Below are 12,681 nucleotides of genomic sequence, written 5' to 3'. Positions count from 1 at the left end.
TATCCGCTCAGTCTCCGGTTCAGGCCGGGCACGAACGGGGTTCAGCAGAGGAGTGATGGTCATGGACAAACGTCGACAAGGGTATGAAGACTTCATCGCCCAGCTCAGGAAGCAGTGGGAGGAGACGGAGGAGTTCCAGGGTGAGCGTCTCAACCGGATGATCGCCAGGGTGCAGGCCTATCTGGAGGCGGCGGGGGATCTGACCAAGGATGAACTGGCGCTCATCGCCGAATATGTGAAACGGGATCTCGGCAATTACGACGAGGGCAAGCAAGAGGCCCCGGAATCCGCCTTTATGCTGGCGCTCAAAGACACCGTCTGGTCCTGGCTGGCGGATGTGACCGATCGGGCCCAGGTGGAGTGGCAGGAGCTCGCGGACGAGCTGGAGCACAAGGGCGTCTACCGGGCCGGCGACTGGGTGGGGCTCGGCGTGCTGGTGTGCGATCACTGCGAGTGGCGCCATACCGTGCTGCACCCGGAGCAGCTCGGCACCTGCCCCGAGTGCGGGGCCGACGAGTATCACCGTGAGCCGCTCTCGCCCTGAGAACCTGTCCACACTCTTGCTGCGAGGCCGCGATCAAGGCTCATGTGCTGCTCGCTTGTCTGTAACCGAGGGTGCTCACGTATATCTATACGCTCCGGTTCCTGCGCTGCTCTTTACCTTGCTGACGACCTCTCGTTGCAGAGCCTGAACAGGTTCTGAGCGGATATCAGACTGAACAGAAGAGAGGCGCCCCTGGGCGCCTCTCTTGTTTATCTGCCTTGTGCTACCTCAGCCCTTGCGTGCCCAGGGATGGGCGCGGGGGCGCAGGACCAGCCCCAGCCCCAGCAGCAGGGCGGCGATGCCATACATGGGCCAGCTGCCAAAGCGCAGATAGGGGGTCACGCCGTGGGCCGGGCGCACCTCGGCGCGCAGCACCCCGGCCTCGAACTGCGGCAGCTGGGCGATGATGCTGCCGTCGATTTCGGTGACGATGGTGATGCCGGTGTTGGTGTCGCGCAGCAGCGGGCGGGCGAGCTCGAGGGCGCGCATGCGGGCGATCTCCATGTGCTGCCAGGGGCCGATACTGGTGCCGAACCAGGCATCGTTCGAGACGGTCAGCAGGAAGTCGGTGTCCGGCTGCACGTTGCGGCGCACCTCGTCCGGGAAGATGATCTCGTAGCAGATGGCGGCGGCGAACTTGAGCCCCTTGGCGATCAGGTTCGGCTGCACCTCGTCACCCCGGCTGAAGGAGGACATGGGCAGGTTGAAGAAGGGGGCAATGGGGCGCAGCAGATCTTCAAAGGGCACGAACTCGCCGATGGGCAGCAGGTGGTACTTGTAGTAGCGGTTCTTGTGCTCGTAGTAGTAGGACTCCTTGCCCTCGGCATCCTGTACCCCCATGCCGAGCACGGTGTTGTAGAAGCGCTGCTGTTTCAGATCGTAATGGATGATGCCCGCCAGCAGGCCGGTGTCGTTCACCTTCATCGCCTTGTCCAGGCTCTCCAGATAGGTACCCATCTCCTTCTCGATGGCCGGGATCGCCGATTCGGGCCAGACGATGATGTCGGCGTCCTGGTTCTCGCGGCTGAGATCCTGATAGGTGCGTACCGTCGGCACCAGGGCCTCCGGATCCCACTTGAGGGACTGGGCGATGTTGCCCTGCACCAGGGCGACCTTGACCGGTTCGCCCCGGGTCACCCAGTTGAGCTGCATCAGCCCCTGGGCACCGCCCACCAGGGCGACCGGCAGCAGCAGCCAGGCCGGCTTGCGGCTCTGCCAAGTCAGCCAGAGGGCGGAGGCGGTCAAGAGCAGGGCGAGGGTGATGCCCTGCACCCCGAGGATGGGGGCGAACCCCTTGAGGGGGCCGTCTATCTGGGTATAGCCAAACCAGAGCCAGGGATAGCCCGTCATCACCCAGCCCCGCAGCCAGTCGGCCATCAGCCAGAGCGCCGGGAAGGCGAGCAGCCAGCGGCTCCAGTGGCGACCCGCGAAGAAGCGGGCGAAGAGCCAGCAGGCCAGGGTCGGATAGAGCGACAGATAGGCGCAGAGCCCGGCCAGCAGCACGAAGGCGGCCGGCAGCGGGATGCCGCCAAACTCCGTCATGCTGACGTGGATCCACCACTGTCCGGGCAGGAACAGACCCATGGCGTAGCCGAAGCCGCGCCAGGCAGCCTGTTTGGGGGTGGCCTTGTCCAGCAGGGCGTAGAGACCGAGCAGGGAGGGGATCACCAGAGGCCAGTAGCCGAAGGGGGAGAAGGCCAGCACGGCGATGGCACCAGAGGCCAGGGCGCACAGGCTTGTCAGGAGTTTCGATTTCACGGGAGATCGGGGCTCGAATTGGGCTGAATGAAAATGGAATGGCCGACATCTTAACCGCAAAGCACGCCAACGGCGAGCCTCGCGGCGGCGGACGTCGTGAGGGGGCCCGGGGAACGGGCAAGGGGGTCAAAAACAAACGCCCCTGGTCAGAGGGGCGTTGATTGACGAAGCGGGCTGCGCGGGATCAGGACTCCGGCTGGGCCGCCGCGTGATGTTCCGGGATCTTCACCTGCAGCTGCTGCAGGCGGCGACGGTCCGCGTGCATCACCTTGAACAGGTAGCCGTCGAGCTCGATCTCCTCGCCCTTCTTGGGCAGGTGGCTGAAGGCGTGCATCACCAGACCGCCCACGGTATCCACCTCTTCATCGCTGAACTGGGTGCCGAAGAAGTCGTTGAAGTCCTCGATCTCGGTGAGAGCGCTGATGGAGAAGACCCGTTTGCTGATGCGGCGGATCTCTTCGGGCTCGTCCTCGATGTCGTCGAACTCGTCGTCGATTTCGCCGACGATGAGTTCCAGGATGTCCTCGATGGTCACGAGGCCGGAGACACCGCCAAACTCGTCCACCACGATGGCCATGTGGTAGCGCTCTTCCCGGAACTCCTTGAGCAGGCGATCGACCCGCTTGCTCTCCGGCACGATGACGGTGGGGCGCAGGATCTTCTCGAGCTGCAGCGGTTCGCTGGCGTGATGGCCGCCAAAGCCGAATGGCAGCAGATCCTTGGCGAGCAGTATGCCCTCCACGTGATCCTTGTCTTCGTTGATAACAGGGAAACGGGAGTGGCCGGATTCGATGATGACGGGCAGGAACTCGTCCACCGGTTGGGACTTCTCGATGGTCACCATCTGGGAGCGGGGGATCATGATGTCGCGCACGCGCAGCTCGGCAATTTCGAGCACGCCCTCGATCATGTCCTTGGTGTCCTGATCGATGAGGTCCCGCTCTTCGGCATCGGCGATGACTTCCACCAGATCGTTGCGGTCTTTGGGCTCGCCCTGGAAGAGTTGGCTGAGCTTGTCGAGCCAGGTTTTCTTCGGCGAGCCGGTACTAGGGTGATCGTCGGTCATTTTCTCTCTTGGTTACTCGCTAAAACACACGTGAAATCGTTGGGAGATATAAGGGTGGTCATCGGCTGTTTCAAGGCGATGACAGCCCGGCCCTTTACTCTTCGTCGTCGTCCAAATAGGGGTCTGCAAAGCCCAGTTCTTGCATGATGTCGCGCTCGAGCTGCTCCATCTCCTCGGCTTCCTCGTCCTCGATATGGTCATAACCTAGCAGATGCAGACTGCCGTGCACAACCATGTGGGCCCAGTGGGCCATGAGCGGTTTGCCCTGCTCGATGGCCTCGGCCTCCACCACCTGGCGGCAGATCACCAGATCGCCGAGCAGGGGCAGCTCGAGACCCGGGGGCGCCTCGAACGGGAAGGAGAGCACGTTGGTGGGTTTGTCCTTGCCACGGTAGGTGTGGTTGAGCTCGCGGCTCTCCGCCTCGTCCACCAGGCGCACCGTCACCTCGGCCTCCTCCTGGAAGCCCAGGATGGTGCCGTCGAGCCAGCCCTGCAGCTGGGCCTCGCTCGGCAGGCCGTCGTTGCTGGCGCAGGCCAGTTGCAGATCCAGGGTCACGCTCATTGGGCACTCTCTTTGCTGGTGTTTGCTTTGTTGGTGGCGGCCTTCTCGGCCGCCTGCTGGGCGTCAAATGCCTCGTAGGCCTGGACGATGCGGGCGACCACGGGGTGGCGCACCACGTCCTTGGACTCGAAGAAGTTGAAGGAGAGGCCATCGACCCCCTGCAGTACCTCCAGAGCGTGGCGCAGGCCGGACTTGGTGCTGCGGGGCAGGTCCACCTGGGTGATGTCGCCGGTGACCACCGCCTTGGAGTTGAAGCCGATGCGGGTCAGGAACATCTTCATCTGCTCCGTGGTGGTGTTCTGTGCCTCGTCCAGGATGATAAAGGCGTCATTCAAGGTTCTGCCTCGCATATAAGCGAGCGGCGCTACCTCGATGATGTTGCGCTCCATCAGCTTCTCCACGCGCTCGAAGCCCAGCATCTCGAACAGGGCGTCGTAGAGCGGGCGCAGGTAGGGGTCCACCTTCTGGGATAGATCCCCGGGCAGGAAGCCGAGCTTCTCCCCTGCCTCCACCGCCGGACGGGTCAGCAGGATGCGGCGGATCTCCTGGCGCTCCAGGGCATCCACGGCGGCGGCCACCGCCAGATAGGTCTTGCCGGTACCGGCCGGGCCTATGCCGAAGCTGATGTCGTGGCGCACGATATTGGCGATGTACTGGGCTTGGTTCGGGCTGCGCGGCTTGATGAGGCCGCGTTTGGTCTTGACCGTCACCTCCTTGCCATAAGGCAGGCTGGGAGCCTCGTCCTCGTCCTGCTCCAGTACCCGGGACTCCTGCACCGCCAGGTGCACCATGTCGGGGGTGATGTCGGTCACCTTGCCGCCCTTGAGCGGCTGGGTCTCCACATAGAGGTGCTTGAGGATGACGGCTGCGGCGTCCACCTGGGCCTGCTTGCCGATCACCTGGAAATGGTTGTTCCGGTAGCTGACCTCGATGCCGAGGCGGCGCTCCAACTGCTTGAGGTTGTCGTCAAAGGGGCCGCACAGGCTGGCGAGGCGCAGGTTGTCGGCGGGCTCCAGGTGCAGGTTCAGGGTCGCGATATGTCGGCTCAAGTTGACCTCGTTTCAAGGCACTTCCCTCCGGGAGGGAAGCGCAATTAATGGGGAGTGAAGGCCGCAACGCCCAGGGGATCGGGCACGTTGTCGGGGCGGCGGGCCAGGATCTCGCTCGGCGCCGTGGCGATGCGCAGGTTCATCTCGTCCTCGCCGCGGATGAAACGACCGCGCAGGGAGAAGGGGCGCACGTCGATGATCTCCACGTCGGCGAAGCCGCCGATGAGGCGGTGGGAGCCCTCGAAGTTGACCACCCGGTTGTTCTCGGTACGGCCGGACAGCTGCATGGGATCCAGCTTGGAGGGGCCTTCCACCAGAATGCGCTGCACCGAGCCCAGCATGGCGCGGCCGATGAGCATGGACTGGTGATTGATCTGGTTCTGCAGCCGGGTGAGGCGGGCCTTCTTCACCTCCATGTCCACATCGTCAGGCAGGTCCGCGGCCGGAGTGCCGGGGCGGGGGCTGTAGATGAAGCTGAAGCTCATGTCGAAGTTGATCTCCTCGATCAGCTTCATGGTGGCCTCGAAGTCCTCGTCCGTCTCGTTCGGGAAGCCGACGATGAAGTCCGAGCTCATGGTGATGTCGGGACGCACGGCGCGCAGACGGCGGATCTTGGACTTGTACTCCAGCACGGTGTGGGGGCGCTTCATCATGGTCAGGATGCGATCCGAGCCGCTTTGCACCGGCAGGTGCAGGAAGCTGACCACCTCGGGGGTATCCCGATAGACCTCGATGATGTCGTCGGTGAACTCGATGGGGTGGCTGGTGGTGTAGCGAATGCGGTCGATGCCGTCGATGGCGGCCACCAGGCGCAGCAGCTCGGCGAAGGTGCAGTCATCCCCCTCGAAGGTCGGGCCGCGATAGGCGTTGACGTTCTGGCCGAGCAGGTTGACCTCGCGCACCCCCTGCTGGGCGAGCTGGGCGATTTCGTAGAGCACGTCGTCGAGCGGGCGGCTCACCTCTTCGCCGCGGGTGTAGGGCACCACGCAGAAGGAGCAGTATTTGGAGCAGCCTTCCATGATGGAGACGAAGGCGGTGGCGCCCTCGGCGCGCGGCTCCGGCAGGTTGTCGAACTTCTCGATTTCGGGGAAGGCGATGTCCACCTGGGCGCCGTGGCCCTCCTGCACCTGCTTGATCATGGCGGGCAGGCGGTGGAGGGTCTGGGGGCCGAAGACGATGTCCACATAGGGGGCGCGCTTTCTCAGGTTGTCCCCTTCCTGGGAGGCGACGCAGCCGCCCACCCCGATCACCAGACCCGGCTTCTTGGTCTTGAGCTTCTTCCAGCGACCGAGCAGGTGGAACACCTTCTCCTGGGCCTTCTCGCGGATGGAACAGGTGTTCAGCAACAGGACGTCGGCCTCTTCGGGCTCTTCGGTCAGCTGATAACCATGGCTGGCGTCCAACAGGTCCGCCATCTTGGACGAGTCGTACTCGTTCATCTGGCAGCCCCAGGTCTTGATATGAAGTTTCTTGCTCATCGCTACTCTAATGACGGTTTTTGCTATCGACAGGGTCAAAGGACCGGGCATTTTACTCCGCAATGGCGGGGCTGACTAGTTAATATCCGGCGGCCCCCATGGGCTGGCTGGCCGCGTCAACAGGGGTTCTGTCCTTGATTGGGCAAGGCAATTCGCCGCTTCTCTCACTGTTTATCCCCCCTCGTTGCGCTATCATGCCCTCATTCGATTCAGCCCCTCTCTGTCTGCGTGGGCGCCCATTTCAGGAAGTACGTCATGGAACATTGCGATATCGCCATCGTCGGCGCCGGCATGGTGGGCGCCGCCACCGCCTGCCTGCTGGCGAGCCAGGGCCGCTCGGTGCGGGTCATCGAGACCCGGTTGCCGGGGCCCTACGCGCCGGAGCAGCCGCTGGATCTGCGGGTCTCCGCCATCAGTCTGGCGTCGGTGGCCCTGCTGGAGCAGGCGGGCGCCTGGCAATACCTGCGGCAGATGCGGCTGTGCCCCTATCGCCGGCTGGAGACCTGGGAGCTGGACGGCTTTGCCACCCGCTTTGATGCGGCCGACCTGGGCCTGCCCCAGCTTGGCTACATCATCGAGAACCGGCTGGTGCAGCTCGCTCTCTTGAGGCGTATGGAGGATTTCCCCAACATCCAGACCCATACCCCGGCGGCGGTGCAGAGTCTGCGTCAGGACAGGGAACACGCTACCCTGCTGCTGGATGATGGCACCGAGCTGCAGGCACGCTGGGTGCTGGCCTGCGACGGCGCCGAATCCCATACCCGCAGGCTCGCCGGGATCGGCGTCTCGCGCTTCGAGTACCGCCAGCACTGCATGCTGATCAACATCGACACCGACTTTGAGCAGGAGGACATCACCTGGCAGCAGTTCACCCCGCAGGGCCCCCGCGCCTTCCTGCCGCTGCCGGGTCGTCACGGCTCCCTGGTGTGGTACGACAGCCCGGCCCGCATCCGGGCCCTGACCGCCATGGACAACGAGGGGCTTGCCGCCGAGGTGCGCCGCCACTTCCCGAGCCGGCTCGGCGGCTTTCGCGTGACCGGCAAGGGGAGCTTCCCCCTGGTGCGTCGCCACGCCAACGACTACCACGCCGGCCGGGTGGTGCTGCTCGGTGATGCCGCCCACACCATCAACCCGCTTGCCGGGCAGGGGGTCAACCTCGGCTTCAAGGACGTGGCCTGCTGGGCCGAGGCTCTGGCCAAGGCGGGGGCTGACTGGCATGGGCTGGGGCTGGCCGCGCGCTACGAGCGCCGTCGGCGTCCGGACAACCTGCTGATGCAGTCGGGGATGGATCTCTTCTACGGGGCGTTCAGCAACGAGATAGGCCCCCTCAAGCTTGCCCGCAACCTGGCGCTGAACCTGGCGGACAAGGCGGGCCCCCTCAAGGAGATGGCGCTGCGTTATGCCCTGGGGCTGGTCTGAGGTTGCCGCCGGTCGCCATGAGAGAGGCGGGCGAAGCTCCCGTGAGCGTAACAACAAGGGGGCGGTTCTGATGAATCGCCCCCTTGTGCATCAGGCCTGCAGCCGTGGCAAGATCAGGGATGAGTCGAGCGATAGAAGGCCCACTCCTCGGCCACCTGGCCGTCTGGCAGATGGCAGTAACCCACGGCGCCATTGGCTTCCTGCTTGATGATCACTTTGCCTCCCTGTTCGCCACAGTAGACCGAGGCCGGGTTGGCCATGCCGACGGGCGTCGGCGCTTTTTCGCTGGCGCAGGCGCTCAGCAACAGGGCGGGCAAGAGCGCAATAAGTGGTTTGATCATGGGGATCTCCCTTCATATGGTGGCTGGATTCTTGCTGCCCATCTTACTGCCCCCTTCATGAAAAAGGCAAAAATGAGTCCACCTCATCCTTCGGTCGCGGGGCTGGCTGCCGGGTGGGCCGCCAGAACCAGTTGCAGGAAGCGATCCCGGATAGGGTCCGCAAACTCCGGGTTCCACACCAGGCTGATGTCCCATTCCGACCAGGGGCCGGAGAGAGGGTAGAGGGTCACCTCCTGGCCTGCGATAAAGCCGACGCTGCGGGGCAGGATGGCGTTGCCGATGCCGGCGGCCACCAGGGCCACCAGAGTCTGGATATCTTCTGCCTCCTGGATCATGCCGCTCAGGCGGTTGGCGCCGAGAAAGCGGGCTATCTGCCGGGTGAGACCGGGGCAGCGGTGACCCACCATCTGCAGCAGCGGCTGGCGAGTCAGGGCCTGCTCCACGTCGAAGGCCGCCGGATCCGGCAGCGTTATCCGGGTGGGGACGGCCAGCACCAGCCTGTCCGTCAGCAGCCTGTGCTCACGCAGTTGCGGCACCTCTGGCCGGCGCATGAAGCCTGCCTGCAGGCGTCCGGTCAACAGCTGCTCCTGCTGAATGGCGGAGGTCATGTCCTGCAGATGCACCAGCACGTCCGGGGCCTGCTGCTTGAAGGCGGCCACCAGGGAGGGGGCGAGTGCGAAGCTGGAGAGCCCGAATCCTATCCTGAGGCGCCCCGCGGCGCCGCTTGCCAGCGCCAGGGCGTGATGCTCGAACCCCTTGCCGTGTTCGACCAGGGCAAGGGCCTGGGGGAGCAGCTGCTGGCCGATGGCGGTCAGCTCGGCGCCGTGGCGGCCCCGGTTGAACAGGGTGCTGCCGAGGGCGAGCTCCAGCCCCTGGATCTGCTTGGTGAGGGCCGGCTGGGTCACGAACAGCCGCTGCGCCGCCTCGCGGTAGTTGGCGGTCTCGGCCAGCATGACGAAGGCCTGCAGTTGCCTGAGGTCGAATTTCATTCCATTTAGTTATCCAATGTGGCGATTTATTGATTATAAATTATCTAACTGCCTTGTTCTAATGGTCTCGAAACAGGCCATCCGGCCTGCCGACCAGCCACAAGGAGTCATGTCATGTCGACCGAACGCTATCTGTTCTTGATCAAGGGAAGCCTGGTACTGGCACAGCCACTGGCGGCCCAGGAGACGGGGGAACTGCTGACCAGCCTGCTGCAGCAGGGATTTGCGGTGGGCCCCCGGCCGGTGTGGGCGAGCAATGCCGAGCAGGCGCTCGCCTGCTATGAGGCCGCGACCCAGCGGCAGGCCTTCATCGACACGCTGGCGGGGCGCTGAAGGGATCGAGCCGCATCGGCCGACCGGGGTATCTGGACGCTGAGCTCGAACGGGATCGCCGGATGGGGAGGGCTCATGGGTTGGCCGACGGGCTGCCATCCCGGTCATCCGGCGCGTCTTCCCGGTGCAGCTCCACCCGGTTGCGACCATGGCGCTTGGCCTGATAGAGCGCCTGATCGGCGCGGGAGAGCAGCCTGTCCAGGTTGTAGGTACCGCGTTGCTGGCAGGTGAGCCCTATGCTGACGGTGGCGACGATGGGTTGACCGGACGCATCCATCATGCTCATCCCGGCCACCTTCTCCCTAAGTCGCTCGACCACCTCCAGGGCCTGGGACTGGGTGGTCGCAGGCAGCACGATGGCGAACTCCTCCCCTCCCAGACGCACGAAGAGATCCCCCTGGCGCAGCTGGTGACGCACTGTATCGGTGAATGCCCTGAGCAGGTGATCGCCGGACTCGTGGCCATGACTGTCATTGACGCGCTTGAAGTGGTCCAGATCCAGCATGCCGACGGCGACAGGGAGCTGGCGCAGCTCCTGGGTGGCCAGCATGGACTGGGCCATCGGCCAGAAGCCGGTGCGATTGAGCACGCCGGTGAGGTGATCATGATGGGCCAGATGCTCCATCCTGCTCAGCAGGTTGTTGCGCACGGCCATGATGCTGGCGGCGGTGAGGGGGGTGAGGGCGATCAGCATGACGCCGATCCTGACCGAAAACATCCAGTACTGGGTCTGGGCATCGTGGCTGATGACGAGATAGCCGTTGGAGAGGGCCAGCAGGGTCAGGGTGCTGAAACCCAGGGAGAGCAGGCTGGTGGTAAAGAGCGAATAGCTGACGGCGCACCACAGCAGGGCGGGCACCGGGAAGGCGATGGAGCCGGGACCGGCGATCAGCAGGGAGAGCATCATGGTGCAGAGCAGGCTCAGCAGTGGCATCAGCCTGGGCCAGGAGAGCTGGGGCCGGAACAGGCGGGCTAGCCAGGCCGAGATCTCCCCGGGGGGAGGCAGGGTCAGGATCACCGGCAGTATGGCCATGTAGTTGACGAGCTCGCTGGCAAACCAGAAGCCGAGCCCGTAGAGCATGGTGCCCTGAAACAGCAGGGGATTGATGAAGGCCCCGACGAGGCCGGCAGCCAGGGAGGCCGCCATGGATATCAGCAGCAAAAACACCAGGGAGGTGGGACGCCTCAGACGCCTCTCTTGCGAGCTCAGGCAGCGAAACAGCACAAAGCCGACGCAGACGCCCGCCAGGTTGCCCAGGGTCAGCAGCAGCGTCTTCTGGAGGTCGTCCTGGGTGAACTGGGCGGCGAGCAGGTAGCCTGCAATGCTTCCCAGCCACCCCGGCAGGGAAGCGAGGCGTGGGTAGCGCAGCATGATGCCGAGCAGCACGGCGTTGGCCGGCCAGAAGGCGGCCAGCAGGTTCGGGGGGCGGGTGAAGATGCCCATCAGGGAGAACAGGAGGATCAGGGTGGTGACACAGAGAAAGGCAAACAGCGGATAGAGTCTGGGCGGGATCTGCTGGCGTCTGGCCTCCCTCATGAGGTTCTCCTCGTCATGACTGATAATGTTGTCACAGAGTAGGGTTGTTGACGGGAAAAGGACAGAGGAGAGGCGGGAAGAGGCCCCCTGCGAGAGGGGGCCGGGGGATTAGCCGAAGACCCGGAAGCGGACATCGTCCTCGATGAAGGTCTTGTCACCGGCAGGTTGCTCTATGCTGCCGAAGGGCATCTGAGCACGCAGCAACCAGTTGGCGGGCAGGTTCCACGTCTGGCGTACCGCCTCGTCGATCAGCGGATTGTAGTGCTGCAGGGAGGCGCCGATGCCTTCCTGGGCCAGGGTGGTCCAGACCGCGAACTGGGCGATCCCGGTGCCGTGTTCGGACCAGATGGGGAAGTTGTCGGCATAGAGGGCGAACTTCTGCTGCAGATCCTGGATGACGGCGGTGTCCTCGAAGAAGAGAACGGTTCCGAAACCGGCCCGGAAGCTGCCGTTGATCTTGGCCTCGCTCTGGGGATAGGCCTCCGGCGGAACTATCTTCTTGAGCTCGGCCTTGACGATGTCCCACAGCTTGTGGTGCTCCTCGCCAAACAGAATGACGGCGCGGGAGCTCTGGGAGTTGAAGGAGGAGGGGCTGTGCTTGATGGCATCCTTGATAAGGGCTGTCAGCTGGGGCTCGGAATGGGTCACCCGGTTGCCCAGGGCATAGATGGTACGACGTACTTTGATCTGTTCGATAAACGGACTGCTCATAACATCTCCTTGGTTGATGGATCATTGCCGACAAAGTTCATCTGGCTCCGATTTCTCGAGTCATCGACTATAACACCTTCTGCACAAGAAACCGTCAACACAGGGTGAGGAGTGTTTCTACTTTTTATGGATATTCACAGCTCGGGAACGCATATATAACAGTGGACCCAATGTTCCCTTTTCGACCCCCAACAGTAGCCACTGATGATTTCAATCAATGATGGCTTGGTTGATTTCACCATAAAATGAGTTTTTAACGACATTTTATGGGGGGGTGGAGTGGCTGCTGCGATCATCAAGGAACGCTATTACATCCTGACCCCGCTGTCGTTTGTGCTTGGCGCCCTGGTGCTGATCGCCACCCTGTTGCTGGCGGCGGCCAGCTACCTGCAGAGTATCGACAAGACCATGGCGGGTTACGGTCACATGCTCACCACCATAGATGCCACCCTGATCCACGAGCTGGCGCAGGACAACCAGCGGCAGCTCGGCGTGCTGGAGTCCTCCCTGGACAAGCGGGCCATCGCGAGGGGGGAGACGGCCATCAACCCGATCTGGCCCATCGCCCATCAGTTCAAGCACGACGCCCACTACCTCTTTTTCTACAACGTGCGCACCAACCACCTCGACGGCTATCCCGACTGGCGTGCGCCGGCAGGCTATGAGGCGCGGGATCGCCCCTGGTACCAGGCGATCGCCAGCGGCGGTGACGACCTCATCTGGTTTGGCCCCTACGATGAGTTTGCTTCCGCCAGCCAGGTACTGACCCTGATCAAGCGGGTCAGGGATGACGAGGGGCAACTGCTGGGGCTGCTGATGGTGGACATGTCGTTCAACACGCTGCAGGCGGCGTTGGGGCGGGCACTGGGAGGGGATCAGGCCGCCCTCTACATC

The 12,681-nt window shown here is 63.6% G+C and carries 13 protein-coding genes; 4 read left to right on the top strand and 9 right to left on the bottom strand.

Features of this window, described 5'->3' with window-relative positions:
- The first annotated feature begins 61 nt into the window (after positions 1-61).
- Positions 62-544 carry a zinc ribbon-containing protein gene (locus BN1136_RS12940; protein ID WP_043762182.1) on the top strand — a complete coding sequence of 161 codons (483 nt, stop codon included), beginning with the start codon at positions 62-64 and terminating at the stop codon, positions 542-544.
- 228 nt (positions 545-772) lie between these two features.
- Here the strand turns inward: BN1136_RS12940 and lnt are convergent, their stop codons facing one another.
- The 5 genes from lnt to miaB all read right to left on the bottom strand — a co-directional run bounded on the left by lnt (position 773) and on the right by miaB (position 6,457).
- The gene (lnt, locus tag BN1136_RS12935) at positions 773-2,302 is read right to left on the bottom strand and encodes an apolipoprotein N-acyltransferase (RefSeq protein ID WP_043762181.1); all 1,530 of its coding nucleotides are present in this window, start codon (positions 2,300-2,302) and stop codon (positions 773-775) included.
- A gap of 184 nt (positions 2,303-2,486) precedes the next feature.
- Positions 2,487-3,368 (bottom strand): CNNM family magnesium/cobalt transport protein CorC, encoded by an 882-nt coding sequence (gene corC, locus BN1136_RS12930; protein ID WP_043762180.1) that lies wholly within the window; start codon positions 3,366-3,368, stop codon positions 2,487-2,489.
- A 94-nt stretch (positions 3,369-3,462) separates the two neighbouring features.
- Entirely contained in the window at positions 3,463-3,930 is a 468-nt protein-coding gene (ybeY, locus tag BN1136_RS12925; protein ID WP_043762179.1) for an rRNA maturation RNase YbeY, read from the bottom strand.
- The gene (locus BN1136_RS12920; RefSeq protein WP_043762178.1) at positions 3,927-4,979 is read right to left on the bottom strand and encodes a PhoH family protein; all 1,053 of its coding nucleotides are present in this window, start codon (positions 4,977-4,979) and stop codon (positions 3,927-3,929) included. The genes ybeY and BN1136_RS12920 overlap by 4 nt, the downstream gene beginning before the upstream one ends.
- Positions 4,980-5,023: 44 nt before the next feature.
- A complete protein-coding gene (miaB, locus tag BN1136_RS12915) occupies positions 5,024-6,457 on the bottom strand; it encodes a tRNA (N6-isopentenyl adenosine(37)-C2)-methylthiotransferase MiaB (protein ID WP_043762177.1) in 1,434 nt (477 codons plus the stop codon).
- A 255-nt stretch (positions 6,458-6,712) separates the two neighbouring features.
- On the opposite strand from miaB, the gene BN1136_RS12910 reads away from it, so the two are divergent.
- Positions 6,713-7,876 (top strand): FAD-dependent monooxygenase, encoded by a 1,164-nt coding sequence (locus BN1136_RS12910; protein WP_043762176.1) that lies wholly within the window; start codon positions 6,713-6,715, stop codon positions 7,874-7,876.
- 113 nt (positions 7,877-7,989) lie between these two features.
- Here BN1136_RS12910 and BN1136_RS12905 read toward each other — a convergent pair whose 3' ends face one another.
- Both BN1136_RS12905 and BN1136_RS12900 read right to left on the bottom strand, forming a co-directional pair.
- Positions 7,990-8,217 carry a putative hemolysin gene (locus tag BN1136_RS12905; RefSeq protein WP_043762175.1) on the bottom strand — a complete coding sequence of 76 codons (228 nt, stop codon included), beginning with the start codon at positions 8,215-8,217 and terminating at the stop codon, positions 7,990-7,992.
- 83 nt (positions 8,218-8,300) lie between these two features.
- Positions 8,301-9,206, bottom strand: a complete 906-nt coding sequence (locus BN1136_RS12900; RefSeq protein WP_043762174.1) for a LysR family transcriptional regulator — start codon at positions 9,204-9,206, stop codon at positions 8,301-8,303.
- Positions 9,207-9,320: 114 nt separating this feature from the next.
- Between BN1136_RS12900 and BN1136_RS12895 the strand changes: the two genes are divergently transcribed.
- Positions 9,321-9,539: a hypothetical protein gene (locus tag BN1136_RS12895; protein ID WP_043762173.1), complete on the top strand. Its 219-nt coding sequence runs from the start codon at positions 9,321-9,323 to the stop codon at positions 9,537-9,539.
- A 73-nt stretch (positions 9,540-9,612) separates the two neighbouring features.
- Here the strand turns inward: BN1136_RS12895 and BN1136_RS12890 are convergent, their stop codons facing one another.
- On the bottom strand, positions 9,613-11,076 hold the full coding sequence (locus BN1136_RS12890) for a GGDEF domain-containing protein (RefSeq protein WP_043762172.1): 1,464 nt from the start codon (positions 11,074-11,076) through the stop codon (positions 9,613-9,615).
- Positions 11,077-11,184: 108 nt separating this feature from the next.
- Positions 11,185-11,787 (bottom strand): nitroreductase family protein, encoded by a 603-nt coding sequence (locus BN1136_RS12885; protein ID WP_043762171.1) that lies wholly within the window; start codon positions 11,785-11,787, stop codon positions 11,185-11,187.
- 279 nt (positions 11,788-12,066) lie between these two features.
- Between BN1136_RS12885 and BN1136_RS12880 the strand changes: the two genes are divergently transcribed.
- Positions 12,067-12,681 (top strand): cache domain-containing protein (locus tag BN1136_RS12880; protein ID WP_197068452.1); only part of this gene is annotated, 615 nt, incomplete at its 3' end.

The sequence above is a fragment of the Aeromonas taiwanensis genome (assembly GCF_000820165.1).
Classification (GTDB): Bacteria; Pseudomonadota; Gammaproteobacteria; order Enterobacterales; family Aeromonadaceae; genus Aeromonas; species Aeromonas taiwanensis.
The sequence above is the reverse complement of the archived record's forward strand: the minus strand, read 5'-3'. Positions and strand labels throughout refer to the sequence as shown.